We start from the raw sequence: 20,139 nt of genomic DNA on the forward strand, positions 1-20,139 counted from the left end.
CCGATACGGGAGCGCCTAAGCGCCAGCCGCACCTCGCTTGTGCTCGAGAACCTGCCTGACGATGGCGGCGAGTTCTGCATCCTCCGGCTCCTCGCGGCGCAGGAACCAGGCGAAGAGTTCCTGGTCCTCGCACTCCATCAGCCGCCGGTAGCGCTGCCGGTCCCGCTCGTCGAGCCGCGGGTAGCAGTCGTTGACGAAGGGTTCCAGAACGAGGTCCAGTTCCAGCATGCCGCGGCGGCTGGCCCAGCGCATGCGCTTGATTTCTTCTTCCTGGATCATAGTGCGGGGAGCTTTTCCACAAAACATCAGATCGCGGCATTATACATACATTACCGGCCACGCATTGCCGGCCACGGTTGACTGGCCTTACCATGGCGGCTCCTACTGCCCGATGAGCGTACTGTTTTGCCCGCATTTTTCAGCCCCCTGAACCACGAGACGCTACTGCAGGTCAGCGGCGCGGACGCCGCCAACTTCCTGCAGGGCCAGGCCACCTGCGATGTGCGCGAGGTCGACGCCCGGCGGGCGCGGCCCGGAGCCTGGTGCACCCCCCAGGGGCGCGTGCTGGCGGATTTCCTGCTGTTGCAACTGGGGCCCGGGCACTACGGCCTGCGGCTGCGGGCGGATATCGCCGAAGCGACCGCGGCGCGCCTGGGCAAGTACATCGTATTCTCCAAGGCGGAACTGGCGCCGGCCGGCGACTGGCGGGTCTTCGGCTGCTGGGGAGCGGGCGCCGGCGACACCCTGCTGCCGCTTGTCGGCGAGCTGCCGCGGGAGCGCCACGACTGCGTCGGCGGCGAGGGCTTCCACCTGGTGCAGGTGGACGAAGGCGGCGCCCAGTTTGAGCTTTACCTGGACACGGCCGCCCGCGCCGACCTCCCGCGGGCGCTCGCGGACACCGCCCAGGCGGGCTCCGCGGACGACTGGCGGGCCCTGGAGATCGCACGGGGTATCGGCCGGGTGGAAGCGGCCACGGTGGAGAGCTTCCTGCCCCAGGCGCTGAACTACGACCTCTGCGACTTTGTCAGCTTCCGCAAGGGTTGCTATACCGGCCAGGAGGTGGTCGCCCGCCTGCACTACCGGGGCCAATCCAAGCGCCGCATGTATATCGCCCGGGTCGGCACTCAAACCCCGCCGGCGGCGGGTGACAGCGTCTACACCGCCCAGGAACAGGTCGTGGGCACGGTGGTCAACGCCGTTGCCGCGGCGGCCGGCGAGGTTCACCTGCTGGCCTCGGTGGCGGAAAAATCCCTCGCCGGCTCGCTGCGCCTGGGGAGCGGGTCCGGTCCCGAGCTGGCGATCTCCAACCCGCCCTACCCGCTGGAAGCCGCGCCATAGGGTCGCCGCGGGCGGCATGGAACGATACCCGGCCAGCCCGGTCACCATAGCTATACCGGCAACGGTGGATTGGCCGAACGGGGCTGAACAGGCCCGGCAAAGGCCGGATAATGGCCCCCGGCTCGCGGCGCCCCGCCGCGGCGTACCCATGCGCAACACCCACCCGCAAAAGGAGTGAACTGATGGCTCTGGCAAGTATTGGCTACCTACGGATCCAGGCGAGCGACGTCCCCGCCTGGATGGCATTCGCCACTGACGTCCTCGGCCTGATGGAGGCGCGGCGCGAGGACAGCGCCGGCGCGCGTTTCCTGCGCATGGACGACCACCCCTTCCGCTTCATGATCGAGCCCGGCGACGGCGACGGCCTGCTGGCCTGCGGCCTGGAGTACCGCAGCCGCGAGGACTGGGAGGCGGTCTGCGCCGACCTGCGCGACGCCGGCTTCGAGGTCCGCGACGGCGACGCCGCCGAGGCCAAACGGCGCTGCGTCAGCGGTTTCGCCACGGTAACCGACCCCGGCGGCAACACACTGGAGTTGTACTACGGCCGCCTGCTCGACTACGTGCCCCTGAACTCGCCGGCCGGCGTCTCGGCTTTCGTCACCGGCGACGAATTCACCGGCGACATGGGTTTCGGCCACGCGGTGGTGCCCGCCCCGGACATCGAGGCCAGCATCGACTTCTACACCGGCTTGATCGGCCTGGCGATCAGCGACGACCTCTACCCGCCGATGCCCGAGGGCGCCCCCGAATCCCGGGTGGTGTTCATGCACGCCGACAACCCGCGCCAGCACTCCCTGGCCCTGTATAACCAGCCGAGCCCGATCGGCGTGGTGCACATCATGGTGGAAGTGAGCACCCTGGACGAAGTGGGCCTCGCGCTGGACCGGGTGAAAGCCGCCGGCCACCCGCTGCTGGCCAGCCTGGGCCGCCACGTGAACGACAATATGTGTTCGTTCTACGTGCTGGCGCCGGGGGGCATCCCGGTGGAATACGGCTACGACGGGCTGCTGGTGGACTGGGACAACCACACCCCCACGGTCAGTACCGAGGGCGACCTGTGGGGCCACGAGTACAACTTCCCCGGCGCGGACTAGCGCCTCACTCCGGGCCCCGTGTTCGCGGGGTCTCGCTCCCTTCAGCTCAGTTCAGTTCACCTCGACCTGAACCGGAATCCAGCGGTTGAGGATATAGGACAGCGTGCCGTTGGCGCGCATCAGGTTGAGGGCGCGATTCAGGTCGCCTTGCAGTTGCGGGTCGTCCCCGCGCACCGCCCAGGCCAGCATTTCCTCGGTAAGCGGGCTGTACTGACTGATCAGGTCGCCGTTGCGACTGTCGTTGGCCAGCTGCCAGCTGGTGGGGGCGTCGTGAACGTAGAGATCGATACGGTCCTCGCGCAGCGCCGCGAAGGCGCTATCGGGGTTATCGAAGTAACTCACCTCGGCGTCGGGCAGTTCGCGTTTGGCAAAGGCGTCTCCGGTGGTATCCGGCTCGACCCCCACCCTGACCCCCTCGCGGTACACCGCCCAGGGCTGCGCGAAACGGGTGACCTTGTCCAGGTGCAGGATGGCCATCTGGCCCACCCGCAGGTAGGGCTCGGTGAAGGCCACCCGCGCACTGCGCTCCGCAGTGACGCTGAGCCCCGACATCACCACGTCCACGCGCCCCGCCTCCAGGGCGCTCAGCAGCTGGGCAAAGGGCATGGGCACCAACTCCACCTCGCGGCCGAGAATCTTGCCCACCGCCCGCGCGTTGTCCGGCTCGATACCCACGATGCGCCCCTCCTGCCGGTACTGTAGCGGCGGATAGTCCGGCGACAATCCCACCTTCAACACCTGGGCATGCAGTGGCGCGGCTCCCAGCAGGGAGATAAGCATTAACAGTCGCAGCACATTCATAGATTCCACCGATAAAGGCACAGTCCGCATGGTATGAGACTTGGCTCGGCACGGCAATCAACGCCTCAATCCACCGCCGGCAGTGCCGCGCAGCGCAGCGTGGCCAGCGCCGCCACACCCGCCAGCAGCGCCAGCACGCTGGCGGTGCCGAAAGCCGTGTCCACCCAACCCAGGGCGGCGCCGCTGAACAGGAACAGCCCGATCACGGTATTGCTCACCGCCGTGTACTGCGCGCGGTTGTCGCCGGTGGCCATGTCCACCAGGTAGGTCTTGCGGCCCACCCGCGCTCCCTGGTGGGCCACCGCCGCCACGAACAGCAGCGCCCCCGCCACCAGCGGCAAGCCAAGCCAGCTGGCATGCCAGGCCGCCAGCGCCAGTGTTGCCAGCATCAGCAACAGGGACAGCGCCGCGGCGGCGGCCATCACCCGCTGCGACTGGCGGTCGGACCAACGCCCCCAGAGCGGCCCCGACACCAGGCCGGCGGCACCCTCCGCCAGCAGCAGCGCGGCGAAGCCCGCGGTGCCGGAGCGGGCATTTTGCTGAATCAGCACCACCAGGTAGGGAATGGCGAAGGCGGTGGAAACCAGCAGCATGCGCGCCACCACAAAGCGCCGGAACCGCGGGTCGCTGCGCAGCAGGTCCAGGCTGCGCAGGGCTTCGGTAAAGGCATTGCCCCCACCGCCGGTGGCGCCGGGCACTTCCGGGACACCGGCATAGATGGCCGCGGCGGCGAACCACAACAGCGCCGACAGGCCGAGGATCGCCGCGAACAGGCCGGGACCCGCCAGCGACTGGCCGCCGGGCAGAACCGCCGGCGCCAACATCAGTACCGCCGCCACCAACAGGGTCACCGCGCCCGATACCGAGGCGGCGAGGCCGGTGAGCCTGCCGCGGCGCGTTTTCGACACGGTTTTGCCCAGCACATCCTTGGCGGCGACGGAGCACACGCCGCGGGACAGACTGAACAACGCCAGCAGGCCGATCACCGCCACCCCCAGCGCCGCCCCCTCCAGCAACAGTACCGCGGCCACCATCAGCACCAGGCACGCGCCCTGCCCCATGCTGCCCCAGACCCAAAAAGTCTTGCGGATCGGATGCCGGCGTACCGCCTGGGCGACAAACAGTTGCGGCAACAGTGACAGCGACTCGCGCACCGGCACCAACAGGGCGATGAAGACCGCCGGCGCGCCCAGCGACGACAGCATCCAGGCCAGCACCAGGCGGCTGCTGGTCAGGGCGTCCCCCAGTTTGGTGCAGGTCTGCGCGGCGAGTTGCCGGGTGAAGGCGAGAGGCTGGCCGCTACAGGCCGCCTCGGGGATGTCCCGGCATACCCGCGCGTCCTCTTCCTCCACCAGGACGCTGTACACACGTTCGGAAAATGCCGGTTTGTTCATCATTGTCCCTGACTACGTGGAGTGACCCGCGCCGGATTGGCGCCCCGCGCTCCAGCGATTCTGCAATGCCGCGTCGCCTCGCGGCAAGTTCGCGGCCGGGCACGGGGTGACTGCCGCGGCCGCTGGCTGGCATAATCGGGAGCCGCCCCGCCGCCGTGCGCCGCGCCAGCGGCGGCAAACGCCACACGCGGGGGCGCGTCGCCGCCCTCGTCCCCGGCGGCGACTGGCACGCGGCCGGAGCTTCCGCCCTTACCCATAGCGATAAGAGTCGACATGAATCGAGCCCAAACACCCGCCACCGCCCCCTGGATGCAAGACACCCTGCGCCAGGGTTACACCGCCCTGGGCCGCGGCGACCACCGCGGCGCCGCCGAATGCTGCCGCAAGCTGCTGTCCGCCAGGCCCGACCTCGCCGAGGCCCACTTCCTGGTGGGACTGGTGGCCCAGGACGGCAACGACCTGCGCACCGCGGTACAGGGATTCGGCTCGGTGACCAAACTGGACCCGTCACACGGCGCCGCCTGGGCGCAACTCGCGCGGCTGTTCATGCGCATGGGGCATGTGAATCGCGCCGACGACGCCCTCGCCAAAGCGGTGCAACACCAGGACGGCAATCCCGTGGTGCAGGATGCCATCGCCACCGTGTACAGCCAGCTGGGCGACCAGCAGGAGTCCGCCGCGTGGCTGGAGCGGGCGCTGCGACAACAGCCGGACAACCTGCCCCTGCTGGTTAACCGCGCCAACAACCAGATGTTCCTGGGCGACTTCGACGCCGCCGAGGACTGCCTGCGGCGCGCCCTGGCGGTGAACCCCCGCAACGCCAATGCGCATTGGCTGCTGTCCAACCTGCGCAAGGCCGACGATCGCGAACACGTGGAGCAACTGCGCGGCCTGCTCGCCGACAACCCGGGCAACCCCCGCGACCTCGCCTACCTGAACTACGGCCTGGGCAAGGAATTGGAGGACCTCGGCGAATGGCCCGCCGCCTTCGAGGCTTTCGCCGCCGGCGCCGCGGCGCGCCGGCGCACACTCGATTACGACGAAGCCGCGGAAGTGGCCATGTTCGACGCGCTACAGGAGGTGCTCACCCGGCAATGGCTGGACGCGCGACCCGCCGGCTGCCCGGACCCGTCGCCGATCTTCATTGTCGGCCAACCGCGCACCGGCACGACCCTGGTGGAGCGCATCATCACCAGTCACTCCCAGGTGCATTCAGCGGGCGAACTGCGGCAGTTCGACGGCGCCATCCGCCGCCTGGTCAACTACCGCGGCAACGCGCGCCACAGCGCGGCGCTCGCCCACGCCGCCAGCGACATCGACATGCGGCGCCTGGGCGAGGCCTACCTCAGTACCAGCCGCAAGCTGCGCGGCGAACTGCCGCGCTTCGTCGACAAGCTGCCCACCAATTACCGCTACCTGCCGCTGATCCTGGCGGCGCTGCCCCGGGCCAAGATCATCCACCTGCGTCGCGACCCCATGGACGCCTGTTTCGCCAGCTTCAAGCAGCTGTTCGCCGACGCCTACCCCCACTCCTACGACCAGGCGGAAATGGCGCGCCACCACGCGCGCTACTACCGCATGATGGCATGCTGGCGCGATCGCTTTGGCGAACGCTTCCTCGAGCTGCGCTACGAGGACGTGGCCGCGAATCCGGAACCCCACGCCAGGACGCTGCTGGAATTCCTTGAACTCCCCTGGGAGGACGCCTGCCTGGATTTCCATCGCCAGCAAGGGGCGGTCACCACCGCCAGCGTGGTGCAGGTGCGAGAGGCGGCCCACACCCGCTCGGTGGGGCGCTGGCATCGCTACGAAACACAGCTGGCGCCGCTGCGCCAGGCGCTGACGGCGCTGGACATCCCCCTCGAGACCGGCAGCTGACCCGCCGCCCCGGGCACGGCTCTCGCCCCCCTTCGACGCCTACCCCCAAGGGGGTAGGGGTTTTTGTGCCCGGCGTATTGCATTGCCCCGGTCGATTTCGTAGCCTGAAATCCGCCCGATTGGGCTAAACCAAAAACATGACTTAAAGCTGTACAACAGCAGGTTTAGCCCGCCGAAATGACGATAAATGCAATATAACGTTTCGGGTGGGAAGTGATGACGCCCGCGACAATCAGTCTATGCCCCCGCCCCTCGAGGGACCGGGGTCGTGTTCTCGATAGACGTGTTCTCGATAGAGAGGGGGAGTCATGAGCAAGAATCCATTGCAACGCGGCCGGCCAGTGTCCGCGCCACTATACCGTCCGCCACGCAGCCCGCGACGCGGCCTCGCCGCTGCCGTTTCCGCGGCGCTGGTGGCCGGCTCCGCCCAGGCGCAGCAATTGGAGGAGGTGATCGTCACCGCCACCAAGCGCGCGGAATCGGTGATGGACGTGCCGCTGGCGGTCACCGCCCTGTCCGGCGATTTCGTGCGCGACGTCAATCTCGACGACGTCAAGGACCTGGTGTTCTTTACTCCGGGCGTAACCGGCAATTCCAAGGACAGCTTCCTCGACTCCATCGCGGTGCGCGGCATTGTCACCAACGACTTCGGCAACGGCGGCGACCCCTCCCTCGGCGTGTACAAGAACGGTTTCTACCAGGGGCGCAATGGCTCCGGGGTGACCAGCCTGTACGACCTGGAGCGATCGGAATTTCTGCGGGGGCCCCAAGGCTTTCTATTTGGCCGCAACTCCATCGCTGGCGCACTCAATATCATTACCCGCAAACCCACCCAGGGCGAAAGCGAAACCTATCTCGATCTGCGTATCGCGGAACGCGACATTCTTCGCGTCGAGGGCGGCACGAACTTCGATGTCACCAATGACTTGGCCATTCGCGTAGCGGGCTTCTACTCCACCGAGGGCGGCTATGTCGACAATGAAATCACCGGAAAGGAACACATTGAACACGACAAGGCCGGTATTCGAGTCACGGGCTCGTATGACGCGGGTGGCGCGCTGACAGCCAACCTGTACCTTGAATACGAAGACCGCGATCAGTCGGGCACGATTTACCGCGCGACCGGAAAAGGTCCGTCCTATCAGTTCCTGGAAGACATCTACGGCGATATCCCGCTGCCGGGAGACTTCCGCGACGTGCGCATTGACGAGCCCCGCAACGGCATTATCGACAACGGCGAAATCTGGAGCGTCGGCCTCGATGTCAACTACGACCTGGGCTGGGCCACCCTGACCTCGCTGACCGGCTACAAGGACCACGACTACCACTACACCGAGGACTTCGACGCCACCGCGATCACCATCTTCAACTACGAGCAGATCCAGTCCGGGGAGTACTTCGAGCAGGAACTGCGCCTGACCTCCCAGAACGAGGGCATGTTCAACTGGTACGCCGGTGTGTCCTACTACCGGGAGGAAATCGACACCGAATTTCTCGGCCAGCAGGACGAGGACCTGTATTGCAACGTGTATTGGGGCCAAGCCTGCGAGGACGTTTTCGACTACTACAACAACATCTACTACGACGGCGCCTACGCCTACATCCTCTACGACTACTGGGGCACCTATCAATGGACCCCGAGCCCCAACGGCCTGATCGACGACTGGAACCGCACCAAGGGCACCTTCTCCGGCTGGGCGGCCTATATCGACCTGCAGTTCCAGTTCTCCGAGCAGTGGGATGCCGCCATCGGCGTACGCTACAACGACGACGAAAAAGAGATGTCGCAAGAGGTGCTGGCCGGCCGCAACCAGAGCATTCTCGGCCAGGTGGTACAGACCGGCTTTACCACGCCGCAAGGCCCGGTATCCGATACCCAGTCCTGGAGTGAACCCACCTATCGGGCGGTCGTCAATTGGCATCCCGGGGATGATCAACTGCTGTATTTCAGCATCACCAATGGCTACAAACAAGGCGGCTACAACAGCTATTCAGTCGATCCCGGCGGTCCATTCAGCGGCGTCGAAGCCCTTCCCGGCGTGCATGTACCGTCGACCTTTGACGCCGAAACCGTGGTTTCCTACGAAATCGGGTACAAGGGTAGCCAGTGGGACGGCATGAGCCAACTGCAGTTAACGGCGTTCTATTACGAGTATGAGGATCTTCAAGCCACTTGCAGCGAACCGGGCTCCCCGGTGGTTGTGGTATGCAACACCGGTGAGGTGAAGGGCCAGGGACTGGAGGGCAACTGGAATCTGGCGCTGTCGGATAACTGGCAATTGGGCGTGGGCTTTTCCTGGTTCGACAGCGAAGGCAGCGGCATCGAGGCGTTTTGTAGTGGCGGCGAGGAATGGCTCGACGATGCCTCGGCCTGCGAGGGCTCGCCAATCCCGGGCGTGCCGGAATACACCGCGTTCGCAAGCTTGAATGGCAACTATCCGCTGGACAACGGCGAGTTGTTCGGCAACGTTGTTGCCAGCTGGGAAGATGGCGCCCCCGCTGATTGGGAGCCGTCAAATGCCATAACCCGCGCCGCCGGTTGGCGCGAAGTCGGCGAGTATACCGAAGTGCAAGCCACCGCGGGTTATCGCTCGCCGACTGGCTGGGCCCTGGCGCTTTACGTCGAAAACCTGTTCGACGACGAGTACTACGACAGCGGCAACGGCATTACATCCGCCTCTTCCCCCTACGTACAATCGGACATCGGCCCCAGCCGCCCGCGCACCGTGGGCCTGCGCTTTTCCTACGGACTCTGACGGGGCGGGTATGTCGAAACTACTGCACATCACCCGCCGGGACTTTCTCGGCGGGCTGGCGCTTGGCGCTTCCGCCGCCGGCCTCGGACCGCTGCGCGGCATGGCCGCGCCGGCGGAATCCGGCGGCGCCGATTACCCGCCATCCCTCACCGGCATGCGCGGCAGCCACCCGGGCTCCTTCGAGGTCGCCCACTCGGTGGCCTGGGCGGGCAAGCGCTACCCGGCGCCGGCGCGGCTCACCGATCCGGTTTACGATCTCGTGGTGGTGGGCGGCGGTATTTCCGGCCTCGCCGCGGCCCACTTCTACCGCCAGAAAATGGGACCCGGGGCCAGTATCCTGATCCTCGACAACCACGATGACTTCGGCGGTCACGCCAAGCGCAACGAGTTCAACGTCGATGGCGAGCAGCTGATTGGCTACGGCGGCAGCCAGTCCATCGACACCCCCGGCAGCTACTCCCCCGCCGCCGCGCAACTGCTGCGCGACGTGGGCATCCACACCGACCGCTTCTACGAGTATTTCGACCGGGAATTCTCTGACCGCCACAAGCTACAGCGCGGCCTGTACTTCAGCGAGGCCAGCTACGGGCGCCACGCGGTGGCCGCGGAGCTGCGGCGGGACGGCTCGCCGGAAGCCGCCGCCCACAACGCGGCGCAGGTGGCGCGCTACCCGCTGGACGCGGCCTCGCGCACGGCCCTGCTGCAACTGCTCGACGCACCGCGGGACGTCCTGGCGCCACGCACCCGCGAACAGAAGATCGACTACCTGCGCGGCATCACCTACCGCGACTTTTTGCTGGATCACGCGGGCGTGCCCGAGCCGGTCTACCTGCTGCTGCGCGACAACATACGCGGCTGGTGGGGCGTGGGCTGGGACGCCCAGTCCGCCCTCGAGGCGGCGCGCATGGGCATGCCCGGCACCGCCGCCCTCGACCTCGGGGAGATCGACGCCAACGGCGAGCCGGAGCGCGACGAGCCCTACATTTTCCACTTCCCCGACGGCAACGCCGGGGTCGCCCGCGCCCTGGTGCGCGCCCTGCTGCCCGACGCCATTCCCGGCAGCAGCATGGAAGACCTGGTGCTGGCCCGGGCGGACTACGGCAAACTGGACCTCGCCGGGTCCAACTGCCGCATCCGCCTCAACAGCACCGCGGTCGATGTGCGGCACACCGCGGACCAACGCCACGTGGACATCACCTACGTCAACCGGGGCAATGTCCACCGCGTGCGCGGCAGGCACACCGTGCTCGCCTGCTACAACGACATCATTCCCCACATCTGCCCGGAGCTGCCCGCCGAGCAGCGCGAGGCCATCGACTACTCCACCAAGGTGCCGCTGGTGTACATGAGCGTCGCGGTGCGCAACTGGCGCGCCTTCGCCGAACTGGGTTACAGCAGTTTCAGCATTCCCCGGCCGCAGATGATGCATTCCATCGGCCTGGACTTCCCGGTGAGCATGGGCGGCTACCGCTACGCCGGCAACCCGGACCGCCCCACGGTGCTGCACGGTTCCTACGTACCCTGCGCGCCGGACCGCGGGCTCTCCGCGAGGGAGCAGCACGTCATCGGCCGCCGCGCGGTGTACGAAACCTCCTTCGCGCAATTCGAGGCGCACATCGTCGACACCCTGGGCGGCGCCCTGGCCGGCGGCGGCTTCGACCCGGAGCGGGACATCGCCGCCATTACGGTCAATCGCTGGCCCCACGGCTACGCCTACGAATACAACGAGTATTCCGACCCGCCGGAATACGGGCCCGATAACGGCCCCCACCTGCTGGGGGCGCGGCAGTTGGGCCGCATCTCCATCGCCAACTCCGACGCCGCGGCCTACGCCTTCGTCGACGGCGCCATCGACGCCGCCTGGCGCGCCACCGGCGAACAACTGGGGGTCGCGTGATGGAAGCCAGCGGTACCCTGCTCTCCCTGCTGCCCACCGCCCTGGTCTTCGTGCTGGCGGTGTGGACCCGGCGCCCCATCGAGTCGCTGATCTGCGGTGGCCTCGCGGGGCTGGGCATGCTGCACGGGGCGGACTTTGTCAGTGGCTTCGCCGACACCTCCCTGCGCGTACTCACCGACGAGGACGTGGCCTGGGTAATCCTGGTCTGCGGTTTCATGGGCAGCCTGATCGCCCTGCTGATCCGCACCGGCTCCACCAGCGCCTTTACCGCGGCGCTGGCGGACCGGGTGAGCACCGCCCGCGGTGCCCTGCTCACCACCTGGGGCCTGGGCATCTTCATGTTCGTGGACGACTACCTGAATTCCCTGGCGGTGGGCGCGGCGATGCGCAACCTGACCGACAAGTTCCGGGTATCGCGGGAGAAGCTCGCCTACGTGGTCGACTCCACCGCCGCGCCGATCAGCGTCATCATCCCCTATTCCACCTGGGGCGCTTTCTTCGGCGGCCTGCTGGTGGCCAACGGCCTGGCCGGGGAAGGCCAGGGCCTGGCGGTATACATCTCGGCGATTCCCTACATGTTCTACGCCTGGGTGGCGGTGATCCTGGTGCCGGTGGCCATCTGCGGCGGACTGCCGGCCCTGGGACCGATGAAGGCCGCCGAGCAACGGGCGCGGGAGACCGGCGTGACCGTGCCACCGGAGGCGGCGCACATTGAGCGCGCCAACCAGGCGGTGCAGCCCAAGCCCGGCATTCGCCCGCGGGTGTGGCTGTTTGTGTTGCCGATGCTGACCCTGGTGGGCACCACCATGGCCTTCGACAACGACTTCCTGATCGGCATCTACATCACCCTCGGGGCGACCGTGGCCATCGTGCTGGGGCTGCGCCTGCTGGATCTGCACGAAACCTTCGACACCGTCATCGATGGCTTCAAGACCATGATCGAGCCACTGGCGGTACTGGTGGCGGCCTTTATCCTCAAGGACGTGAACGACGCCCTGGGCCTGCCGGCCTATGTGGTGTCGACCATGGAGCCGCTGCTGACCGCCGAGCTGCTACCCGCTGCGATCTTCGTCAGCATGGGCCTGGTGTCCTTCATGACCGGCTCCAACTGGGGGGTATTCGTGATCGTGCTGCCCATCGTCACCAGCCTCGCGCACAATCTGGGCGCCGACATGACCCTGGTGATCGGCGCCACGCTCTCGGCCAGCACCTTCGGCAGCCACGCCTGTTTCTACTCCGACGCCACCGTGCTGACCGCCCAGGCCACCGGCTGCACGCCGCTGCAACACGCCCTGACCCAGATTCCCTACGCGCTGATTGCCGCGCTGATCACCGTGATCGGCTACCTGGGCATCGCCTACCTGTAGCCATCAGCCAACACAAGGAGAGCTCCATGCGTATCGTCACCACCGCCTGCGCCGCCCTGCTCGGCAGCGCCATCGCCTTTGCCGGCGATACCGTCAAACCCGCCGAGATGAATCGGGCGGACCTCGACGGCAAATTGTTCCAACACCCCGACACGGAAAAGACCGAACGCAACGGCCACGAGGTACTGGATGTCACCTCGCTGCTCAGCAGCGACGGCAAGTTCGCCTCGGGGATGTACCGGGCGGGACCCTCGCGCTGGGAAATCGACGAGCCCTACGGCGTCGACGAATTCATGTATTTCCTGGAGGGCAGTGTCACCCTGACTTCCGCCGACGGCAGCGTGCAGGTGATCGAGGCCGGCGAGGCGGTCACCATTCCCAAAGAGTGGACCGGGATGTGGGAAACCGAGGGCTATACCAAGATCTGGGTTATCTATTCCCAGGACGGCTCCGGGCTTTAACGGGAGCCTGGCGGGCTATTTAAAGGCGTCCATCAACAGCTCGAAGGACCGCTTGCGGTCCTCCAGGTAGTACATGTTGCTGACCGCCATGATCTCGTCCGCCGCAAAGCGCTCGGCCAGGGCTTCCAGCTGCCCGCGCACCTGGCCGGGCGTGCCCACCGCACGGTTGCTGCCGCGGCTGGCGATAAAGGCCTGCTCCCGCGGCCCCAGCGGGTAGTCCAGGGCCTCGCCCGGCGTCAGTGAGCGGCCAATGCTTTGGTCGGTCACGAAACGGTAGAGGTTGAGATCGTAGGTGAGCTGCAGCGCTCGCGCCCGCGGCTCGTCGTCGGCGCAGAACACACTGGTGGTAATGATCGCGTAGGGCGCGCCCAGCCGGGCGCTGGGACGAAACCGCGCCCGGTACAGGTGAACCAGTTCCGGCGCCGCCTGGGGGTTGATAAACAGGCCCAGGTTGTAGGGCAGGCCGCGCTCCGCCGCCAGCAGCGCGCTGTCCGGGCTCGAGCCCAGCATCCACAGCGGCAAATCCGCCGGCGGCCGCGGGCTGACCAGGGGCCGCGCCGCCGGGTTGCGCAAATAGTCGTCCAGGCGCGTCACCAGCTCCGGGAAGCGCTCGAACTTGGGGCGCCCGTCGGTCGCCAGCGCCACCGCGGTGGCCATATCCGCCCCCGGCGCCCGCCCCACTCCCAAATCGATACGCCCGGGATAGAGGTTGGCCAGCAGGGAGAAACACTCCGCGACCTTGTAGGGGCTGTAGTGCGGCAGCATGATGCCGCCGGAACCGAGGCGAATCCGCAAGGTGGCCGCGCCCAGAGCCGCCAGCAGCACTTCCGGCGCGCTGCCCGCCACCGCCGGGAAGGCGTGGTGCTCGGACACCCAGAAGCGCTCATAGCCCAGCGCCTCGCACCAGCGCGCCATGTCCAGCGATTCTTGCAGGGCCACGTCGGGCTCGTCGGCGGAGCGCGCCAGGGATTGGTCCAGTACCGATAACTTCATGAATGATCCAGGGGATTGACTAACAACTACAATCGCGCGTTGAGCACCAGCTCGATGCGCCTGTCCGGCATCAACACACTGCGGTCCACCTGGAAAAAACGCAAGCGGGATACCAACTCTCCCTGGGGATGGGGCTGGTAATCCGGGGGCTGGACGACGCGGGTGCGGACGCTGAAATGCCCGGCGTCGGCGATGCCGTGAAAGGTGGTGGCCGCCGGGGTCTTGCTGTTGTGCACCGCAAAACAGTGGGCCCGGCTGTCGGGGTGCAGGTGCGGCCGCAGCTTGGCCGCCAGCGCACCCACCGCCTCGTTACTGAGAAAGTTCAGGGCATCCCAAAAAAAGCACAGGTCGAACAAGGCGCCGCCCGGCAGCTCCAGCGCATCCTCCAGGCACCGGTCCAGGGTGATGCCCCGGTCCTCGTCCGCCCGCAGCGGCAGCTCGGGGTAGAGGTCGGCGAAGTGAATCTTGCAGCGGTAGGCGGAGAAAAACTCCACGGTTTCCGGCAATGCCGGCCCCACGTTCAACACGGTCAGCGGCCATTGTTGGTCGACCTGTTCGAACAGCGACGGCAATAGCCGCGAAGCCTGGGTTTTCATGCTACTGCCCGGCGAGCCGCCCGCTGGCGACCCGCCGGGAGAAACGACCGCGGTCAACCGCTTTTCAGGTCAAGGCTGGGCGCCTCGCTGTTGGCGGAGGTGGTGGCCTTGGGCTGGGGCGCGGGGGTCGGGCCCTTGCGGCTGGCGACCTCGCCCGGGTCCATGTCGATGCTGCCCTTGAACACCGCGCCATCCTCCAGGGTCATGCGCGGCGCGACGATATTGCCGCGCACATGGCCGGTCTTGGCAATGATAACCTTCTCGCCGCCGGTAATGTCGCCGGTCACCTCGCCGTTGACGGTGACAACCTTGCCCTTGATATCCGCCTTGACCTTGCCGGATTCACCGACGGTGACTTCGTGCGCGGCGAGGTCGATGGTGCCCTCGACGCTGCCCCGGATCACCAGGTCCTCGTCGCCGGTAACCTCTCCCTTGATTTTGATGCTCGGTCCAATCATTGCGGCACTCCTGGATGGCGACAACTCTGCATAATTATGGGCGGGAGACGGGCTGGGAGCCGGGGCAGCCGGTTCCGGTGGAGGCGGGGGCGTCTGTCGCCCGGCCTGCTTGCCCTTGTCTTTGTTGCGATCAAACATAAGCACTACCACGTTCACTCAATGTGGGCGAATAATGCTATCAGCCTGTCAACGCCATCTCTAGCATTCTGTGATCCAAATCACACTTTTTCCGGATTAAGGGCCGACCCCCGGGACAGCGCCGCTCCGTCACCTAAACTTGCCTACTGTACAGTTTTTATCCACCCCTTGCGGGAAGGCGGTCTGCGTGGCGGTACTGCTCGGCCTCTTTGCCCTGGCGGCGACCCTGCTGTTGATACTGATTGCGCGGGGCCGCCAGGGGAACTCCCACCGGCGCCAGGCTCGCGCGGCCCCCTTCCGCTATCGCGCGGTTTCCATCCACCCCGGGGAGCGCGGTTGCGCGCCGGCGCAGGCGCTGCGCGGACGGCGTTTCTTGCTGGACACGCCCCCGATGCTGCCGCTACCGGAATGCGACCGCGAGCGCTGCCACTGTACCTATGCCCACCACCCGGACCGACGCACCAACGGCGACCGCCGCGAATTGCAGATCCTGGACGCCATTGTAAGCGCGCGCTGTGACGGCCCGGAACAGCGCCACAACCGGGGCCGCCGGCGCCTGGATTACGACTCCTGACCCGAACGCCCGGCCCTTTTCCACCGCCCCTGGAATCCACTCCCGCCGGGTCCGCGTACCAAACCGGACACCGACAAGGAGTAAATCATGGAAGCCGCCCTCGCCCGGAACCTGCCACACCTGGATGACGACCTGACAGACGACGCCCATCGCGTGCGATCCGCCCTCCTCGCGCGCGGCCTGGAGACGCCACTGGTGGCCAACCACCTCGACAGCGGGGACAGGCGGCGGCGCATCCGCGAGGCATTCACCGACATCGCCACGGCCCTGGGCCTCGACCTGACCGACGACAGCCTGCGCGACACCCCGGCGCGCATCGCGAAGATGTACGTGGACGAACTGTTTGCCGGGCTCGACTATCGACAATTTCCGCGGGTATCGGTCATCGAAAACAAAATGCGCGTCGAGGAAATGGTGCTGGTGGATGACATCGGCGTGGTCAGCACCTGCGAACATCACTTCGTCACCATCGATGGCAGCGCCCGGGTCGCCTACATCCCGGGCGAGCGCATCATCGGCCTGTCGAAGATCAATCGCATCGTGCGCTTTTTCGCGCAGCGCCCGCAGGTGCAGGAGCGCCTCACCCAGCAGGTCCTGGTGGCCCTGCAAACCCTGCTGGCCACCGAGGACGTGGCGGTCACCATCAACGCGACGCACTACTGCGTCAAGGCGCGCGGGGTAATGGACGGCAACTCCCGCACCCGCACCACCGCCCTGGGCGGCGCATTCAAAAACGACGCCAGTACCCGCAACGAGTTCCTGCGCTAGCGGCGGCCCCGCCCCCGCACAGCGCTTGCACTCACCCTGGGGCGTGGCGAGGCGCCTGGCGAGGCGCTTGACAAGCCGGTCGCGCCTGCTAAATTATTAGCACAGTGTTAATAAATTAGCAGGCACCTATGGCAAAGACCGCTCAACAATTGAGCAGGCGCGAACGGCAGATCATGGACCTGCTCTACGAGCGGGGAGAGGCTTCCGCCCGGGATATCCACGGCGCGCTGCCCGAGGCGCCGAGTTACTCCGCGGTGCGCGCCCTGCTGGCCATCCTGGTGGACAAGGGCCAGGCCAGCTTCCGCCAGGACGGGGCCCGCTATATCTACGCCCCCGTGCAACCCCTCAACCACGCCCGCCAGGGCGCCCTGCGGCGACTGATCAAGACTTTTTTCGGCGGCTCCACGCTGGGCGCCGCCAACGCCCTGCTGGGCATGGGCGCGCCGCAGATGAAAGACGAGGAGTTGGACGAGCTGGCCACGCTGATCGAGCGGGAACGCGCCCGGCGGCGCCAGTAGGGGGATGATCATGGGCTGGATCACGGATGTGCAGGCCTTGCTCCCCGGCGGCGGCCTGTTGCTGCTGTTCGCCAAGGCCCTGCTGATCCTGCTGCTGGGCGCCCTGCTCGCCGACGATGTCGGCCTGAGCGCCGCCGCCGTGCGCCACCGCGCCCGCTTCGCCACCCTGCTCTGCCTGGCGCTGCTGCCGCTGCTGGCCTGGGTGGCGCCCCGCTGGCAACTGCCCGCGCTCCACACCGGTACCGCGGGCGCGCCGGGCCCGCTCGACAAACTGCTGGCCCTACTGCTGCTGGCCTATCTCGCCGGCGTGGCCTGGCGAGGGGGACAACTGCTGCGCGACCTGCTTGCCCTGCTGATAACAACGCTGCGCTCCGCGCCCGCCCCGCTGGCGTGGCGGCGACAATTCGCGGCCCTGGACCCGCCCGCCCGCTTGCGCCTGCGTGCCAGCGCGGCCATAGACTCGCCGCTCACCTGGGGCTACCTCAAACCCGTCATCCTGGTACCCCTCGCCGCGCGAATGAGCCCCCGGGAGCAGCGCATGGCGCTGCAACACGAACTGGGTCACGTACACCGCGGTGACTGGCTGGCGCACCTGCTGGGGCGGATCGTGGGCGTGCTCTACTGGCCCATCCCCGGCCTGCGCCACACCCTGGCGCAACTGGCCCTGGAATCCGAGCAAGCCTGCGACAACCACGTGCTGGCCCAGGACAACAATGCCCCCGACCATGCCCCCGACTACGCCTCCCTGCTGCTGGCCCAGGCCCGCGGTCACCGGCTGCGCGCCGCGGTGCCCTTCAGCCGCCAGTCGCAGCTGGCGGTGCGCATTCGCAACATCTGTGCCGCGGGCCACGACCATTCGGTGATGAACACCGGCTGGCCCTGGCTACTGCCGCTGTGCCTGTTGCTGACCCTGCCCCTGGCGGGCCTGCAGCTCGCCCCCGCGCCGGCCGAGGCCCGGGAGCGCTCCCCGTCCAGGCCCCTGCAACCGTGGTCGACCGCCACCAGCGACGCCACCGCTGCGCTGACCGAGTACGCCTCGCCGCGGCCGCGCCCCCTGCCACCGCCCGCGGTGGAGCCCGAGCGGCCGGACGCGCTTACGGCACGGGGCTCGGCACCACCGCCATCACCCATCGGCAATAACTGGCGGGTGACATTCCAGTTCCCGGCGAGCGATATCGCCACCCCGGACAAGCCACCCTGACGGCGCCGCCGGCGCATCACCCCTTTCACAACATGCAGTTGTCACCGGATTTTTACTGGAGGGCACCCCCGTGCCCGGGGAGTTGAGCATGAGCACCACAATCCACGCACCCATCGCCCTGCGCCGCGGCGCATCCGCCGCCCTGTCGGTGGCCGTCACCGCCACCCTGTTCCTGCTGATGCAGGCGCTGATCGCCACCGAGGTTCCGGTACTGGAGTCGTCGGTGCCGCTGCGCCCGGACGTGACCATGCCGGAAAGAAAACCGCCGGAGGTCAGGCCCGACGAACGGGTGGAGAAGCCCGAGAAACCGGAGGAGACACCCAAGTGGGAAACCCCCACCACGACAACCGACCTGATCGACGGCCCCCTCACCCGCGTCGGCAATTTTGAACCCCCGACAGATGTGGGCGACATCAACGCCGGCAGCGGTTCCTCGACCATCGTCCCGGTTTTCCGCATCGCCCCCGACTACCCGCCCCGGGCCCTGCGCCGCGGCATCGAGGGCCATGTCGACCTGATCTTCGACGTCTCCGCCAGCGGCAAAACCGAAAACATCCGGGTGCTAGACGCGCAGCCCGAGGGCGTATTCGAAAACGCCGCCATCCGTACTTTAGGCAAGTGGAAGTACAAGCCGCCAATACAGGACGGGGTGCCCTATGGCCAGAGGGATATGACCACGCGTATCAGTTTTCGCTTGGAGGAGTGAGGAAACGGTGGGGGCTTCGTGGGGTTAATCCGGCCCCCGGGCAGTTCAGGCGTCCGGGGGCCGACCAAGCGACGGTTCGCCTGAGGTGGTAGATTTCGCTTCCAACATAAAATGTCCGTAATAGACACATTATGCTATGACGCGGGACCGTATTGTGCCTACTAAAGGCCTCTACCGCCTCATACACCCTACCGTTCCAGATAGGCCAAATGGCCCATGAAACTCCATAGTACTGCTCTTAAGCTAACCAAAGGAAATCACAGCAAGGCTTAGGAAATGTAATGACCACCATGACCGTTGAAGGGTTAGAGGTTTTGGCCAGCCCAACCGCATTAGGTCCAATTATTCTCAAGAACCGCGTGATAAAATCAGCAACTTTCGAAGGGAAAACTCCCGAAGGACATCCGACCAAAGCACTCATAGAATTTCATGCAGAATTTGCTCGCGGCGGCGTAGCCATGACCACCGTGGGGTGCTGCAATGTATCTGTAGATGCCCGAAACCTAGACAACCAGATGTATTTACACTCAGGCCTACATCAGAGTCTAAAGGAACTCAGCGATGAAGTGCATAGTGCCGGCGCCAAGATATCCGCTCAATTGACACACTGTGGATTTTTCAAACAGAACAAACCGAGAAGCACTCGCTTCACTTTAGCACCCTCATTTCATTTCAATAAACTCGGAGCACCCAACGGTAGACCATTTGCAATTGGTATGTCCCACAAGCAGATCCAGGGCCTGCTGTCGGATTACTGCGGTGCAGCTGAAGTTGCGGTCAAGGCTGGCTTTGATTGCGTAGAGATACAAATGGAGTGGTTCAATGGATGTGACCAGCCCAGTTAAGGGACAATACCCTCAACTGGAGACTGTACTACATGAAGTCGAGAAAGAAATATTCGAAGGAATTCAAGCTGGACGCGATCAGCCTCGTGTTGGAGCAAGGCTATAGCCGTGCGGAAGCCGCCCGCAGCCTGGAGATCAATGCCAATATGCTGGGCCGCTGGATCAAAGAACACACAGAGGACGATGGAAAGGCCTTTCGTGGCAATGGCAAACTCACAGCGGAGCAGGCTGAAATCAGGAAGCTCCGGGAAGAAAATCGCCGCTTAAAGATGGAGAAAGACATCTTAAAAAAGGCAACGGTCTTCTTTGCCAAGGAAACGCGGTGAAATACGCGTTCATCACCCGACACAAGAAGA

The 20,139-nt window shown here is 66.1% G+C and carries 19 protein-coding genes and 1 pseudogene; 14 read left to right on the plus strand and 6 right to left on the minus strand.

The window, feature by feature from the left end; all coding sequences use genetic code 11:
* Positions 1–15: 15 nt before the first annotated feature.
* Complete coding sequence (locus JYP50_RS16360; RefSeq protein WP_206561627.1) at positions 16–279, minus strand: succinate dehydrogenase assembly factor 2; 264 nt, start codon at positions 277–279, stop codon at positions 16–18.
* Between the two features lie 126 nt (positions 280–405).
* On the opposite strand from JYP50_RS16360, the gene JYP50_RS16365 reads away from it, so the two are divergent.
* Both JYP50_RS16365 and JYP50_RS16370 read left to right on the plus strand, forming a co-directional pair.
* The gene (locus tag JYP50_RS16365) at positions 406–1,338 is read left to right on the plus strand and encodes a YgfZ/GcvT domain-containing protein (protein ID WP_206561628.1); all 933 of its coding nucleotides are present in this window, start codon (positions 406–408) and stop codon (positions 1,336–1,338) included.
* Between the two features lie 182 nt (positions 1,339–1,520).
* The gene (locus JYP50_RS16370) at positions 1,521–2,432 is read left to right on the plus strand and encodes a VOC family protein (RefSeq protein WP_206561629.1); all 912 of its coding nucleotides are present in this window, start codon (positions 1,521–1,523) and stop codon (positions 2,430–2,432) included.
* 51 nt (positions 2,433–2,483) lie between these two features.
* Here JYP50_RS16370 and JYP50_RS16375 read toward each other — a convergent pair whose 3' ends face one another.
* Both JYP50_RS16375 and JYP50_RS16380 read right to left on the minus strand, forming a co-directional pair.
* The gene (locus JYP50_RS16375; RefSeq protein ID WP_206561630.1) at positions 2,484–3,227 is read right to left on the minus strand and encodes a transporter substrate-binding domain-containing protein; all 744 of its coding nucleotides are present in this window, start codon (positions 3,225–3,227) and stop codon (positions 2,484–2,486) included.
* A 71-nt stretch (positions 3,228–3,298) separates the two neighbouring features.
* Positions 3,299–4,627, minus strand: coding sequence for an MFS transporter (locus tag JYP50_RS16380; RefSeq protein WP_241263218.1), 1,329 nt, complete (start codon positions 4,625–4,627; stop codon positions 3,299–3,301).
* Between the two features lie 273 nt (positions 4,628–4,900).
* On the opposite strand from JYP50_RS16380, the gene JYP50_RS16385 reads away from it, so the two are divergent.
* From JYP50_RS16385 to JYP50_RS16405, 5 genes are all read left to right on the plus strand, one after another.
* Positions 4,901–6,505 carry a tetratricopeptide repeat-containing sulfotransferase family protein gene (locus JYP50_RS16385; RefSeq protein WP_206561631.1) on the plus strand — a complete coding sequence of 535 codons (1,605 nt, stop codon included), beginning with the start codon at positions 4,901–4,903 and terminating at the stop codon, positions 6,503–6,505.
* Between the two features lie 308 nt (positions 6,506–6,813).
* Positions 6,814–9,261, plus strand: coding sequence for a TonB-dependent receptor (locus JYP50_RS16390; RefSeq protein ID WP_241263219.1), 2,448 nt, complete (start codon positions 6,814–6,816; stop codon positions 9,259–9,261).
* A gap of 10 nt (positions 9,262–9,271) precedes the next feature.
* Positions 9,272–11,158 (plus strand): NAD(P)-binding protein, encoded by a 1,887-nt coding sequence (locus JYP50_RS16395; protein WP_206561632.1) that lies wholly within the window; start codon positions 9,272–9,274, stop codon positions 11,156–11,158.
* Positions 11,158–12,525: a Na+/H+ antiporter NhaC family protein gene (locus tag JYP50_RS16400; RefSeq protein WP_206561654.1), complete on the plus strand. Its 1,368-nt coding sequence runs from the start codon at positions 11,158–11,160 to the stop codon at positions 12,523–12,525. Before JYP50_RS16395 ends, JYP50_RS16400 begins: the two co-directional genes overlap by 1 nt.
* Positions 12,526–12,551: 26 nt before the next feature.
* Positions 12,552–12,986 (plus strand): cupin domain-containing protein, encoded by a 435-nt coding sequence (locus JYP50_RS16405; protein ID WP_206561633.1) that lies wholly within the window; start codon positions 12,552–12,554, stop codon positions 12,984–12,986.
* A gap of 15 nt (positions 12,987–13,001) precedes the next feature.
* Here JYP50_RS16405 and JYP50_RS16410 read toward each other — a convergent pair whose 3' ends face one another.
* The 3 genes from JYP50_RS16410 to JYP50_RS16420 are packed head-to-tail and all read right to left on the minus strand — an operon-like array spanning position 13,002 to position 15,033.
* Complete coding sequence (locus JYP50_RS16410; RefSeq protein ID WP_206561634.1) at positions 13,002–13,979, minus strand: LLM class flavin-dependent oxidoreductase; 978 nt, start codon at positions 13,977–13,979, stop codon at positions 13,002–13,004.
* 26 nt (positions 13,980–14,005) lie between these two features.
* Positions 14,006–14,575 (minus strand): hypothetical protein, encoded by a 570-nt coding sequence (locus tag JYP50_RS16415; RefSeq protein WP_206561635.1) that lies wholly within the window; start codon positions 14,573–14,575, stop codon positions 14,006–14,008.
* 53 nt (positions 14,576–14,628) lie between these two features.
* Positions 14,629–15,033, minus strand: a complete 405-nt coding sequence (locus tag JYP50_RS16420; RefSeq protein ID WP_206561636.1) for a bactofilin family protein — start codon at positions 15,031–15,033, stop codon at positions 14,629–14,631.
* 325 nt (positions 15,034–15,358) lie between these two features.
* Between JYP50_RS16420 and JYP50_RS16425 the strand changes: the two genes are divergently transcribed.
* The 7 genes and pseudogenes from JYP50_RS16425 to JYP50_RS16455 form a co-directional block, all read left to right on the plus strand.
* A complete protein-coding gene (locus tag JYP50_RS16425; RefSeq protein ID WP_206561637.1) occupies positions 15,359–15,745 on the plus strand; it encodes a hypothetical protein in 387 nt (128 codons plus the stop codon).
* A gap of 87 nt (positions 15,746–15,832) precedes the next feature.
* Positions 15,833–16,513, plus strand: a complete 681-nt coding sequence (gene folE / locus JYP50_RS16430; RefSeq protein WP_206561638.1) for a GTP cyclohydrolase I FolE — start codon at positions 15,833–15,835, stop codon at positions 16,511–16,513.
* Positions 16,514–16,641: 128 nt separating this feature from the next.
* A complete protein-coding gene (locus tag JYP50_RS16435) occupies positions 16,642–17,031 on the plus strand; it encodes a BlaI/MecI/CopY family transcriptional regulator (RefSeq protein ID WP_206561639.1) in 390 nt (129 codons plus the stop codon).
* A 10-nt stretch (positions 17,032–17,041) separates the two neighbouring features.
* On the plus strand, positions 17,042–18,232 hold the full coding sequence (locus tag JYP50_RS16440) for a M56 family metallopeptidase (RefSeq protein WP_206561640.1): 1,191 nt from the start codon (positions 17,042–17,044) through the stop codon (positions 18,230–18,232).
* A gap of 88 nt (positions 18,233–18,320) precedes the next feature.
* Positions 18,321–18,938, plus strand: coding sequence for an energy transducer TonB (locus JYP50_RS16445; protein ID WP_206561641.1), 618 nt, complete (start codon positions 18,321–18,323; stop codon positions 18,936–18,938).
* A 281-nt stretch (positions 18,939–19,219) separates the two neighbouring features.
* Complete coding sequence (locus JYP50_RS16450) at positions 19,220–19,783, plus strand: hypothetical protein (protein WP_206561642.1); 564 nt, start codon at positions 19,220–19,222, stop codon at positions 19,781–19,783.
* 32 nt (positions 19,784–19,815) lie between these two features.
* Positions 19,816–20,139: pseudogene (locus JYP50_RS16455) on the plus strand (transposase); the annotation flags it as partial.

This window comes from Parahaliea mediterranea (assembly GCF_017255185.1).
GTDB lineage: Bacteria > Pseudomonadota > Gammaproteobacteria > Pseudomonadales > Halieaceae > JAFKCZ01.

Excerpts from the sequence above, each read along its gene's own strand:
- JYP50_RS16380 (WP_241263218.1), bottom strand. The coding sequence starts at position 4,627 with ATGAACAAACCGGCATTTTCCGAACGTGTGTACAGCGTCCTGGTGGAG.
- JYP50_RS16410 (WP_206561634.1), bottom strand. The coding sequence starts at position 13,979 with ATGAAGTTATCGGTACTGGACCAATCCCTGGCGCGCTCCGCCGACGAG.
- folE (WP_206561638.1), top strand. The coding sequence starts at position 15,833 with ATGGAAGCCGCCCTCGCCCGGAACCTGCCACACCTGGATGACGACCTG.
- JYP50_RS16415 (WP_206561635.1), bottom strand. The coding sequence starts at position 14,575 with ATGAAAACCCAGGCTTCGCGGCTATTGCCGTCGCTGTTCGAACAGGTC.
- JYP50_RS16385 (WP_206561631.1), top strand. The coding sequence starts at position 4,901 with ATGAATCGAGCCCAAACACCCGCCACCGCCCCCTGGATGCAAGACACC.
- JYP50_RS16395 (WP_206561632.1), top strand. The coding sequence starts at position 9,272 with ATGTCGAAACTACTGCACATCACCCGCCGGGACTTTCTCGGCGGGCTG.
- JYP50_RS16435 (WP_206561639.1), top strand. The coding sequence starts at position 16,642 with ATGGCAAAGACCGCTCAACAATTGAGCAGGCGCGAACGGCAGATCATG.
- JYP50_RS16445 (WP_206561641.1), top strand. The coding sequence starts at position 18,321 with ATGAGCACCACAATCCACGCACCCATCGCCCTGCGCCGCGGCGCATCC.
- JYP50_RS16420 (WP_206561636.1), bottom strand. The coding sequence starts at position 15,033 with ATGATTGGACCGAGCATCAAAATCAAGGGAGAGGTTACCGGCGACGAG.
- JYP50_RS16405 (WP_206561633.1), top strand. The coding sequence starts at position 12,552 with ATGCGTATCGTCACCACCGCCTGCGCCGCCCTGCTCGGCAGCGCCATC.
- JYP50_RS16450 (WP_206561642.1), top strand. The coding sequence starts at position 19,220 with ATGACCACCATGACCGTTGAAGGGTTAGAGGTTTTGGCCAGCCCAACC.
- JYP50_RS16370 (WP_206561629.1), top strand. The coding sequence starts at position 1,521 with ATGGCTCTGGCAAGTATTGGCTACCTACGGATCCAGGCGAGCGACGTC.
- JYP50_RS16400 (WP_206561654.1), top strand. The coding sequence starts at position 11,158 with ATGGAAGCCAGCGGTACCCTGCTCTCCCTGCTGCCCACCGCCCTGGTC.
- JYP50_RS16360 (WP_206561627.1), bottom strand. The coding sequence starts at position 279 with ATGATCCAGGAAGAAGAAATCAAGCGCATGCGCTGGGCCAGCCGCCGC.
- JYP50_RS16390 (WP_241263219.1), top strand. The coding sequence starts at position 6,814 with ATGAGCAAGAATCCATTGCAACGCGGCCGGCCAGTGTCCGCGCCACTA.
- JYP50_RS16440 (WP_206561640.1), top strand. The coding sequence starts at position 17,042 with ATGGGCTGGATCACGGATGTGCAGGCCTTGCTCCCCGGCGGCGGCCTG.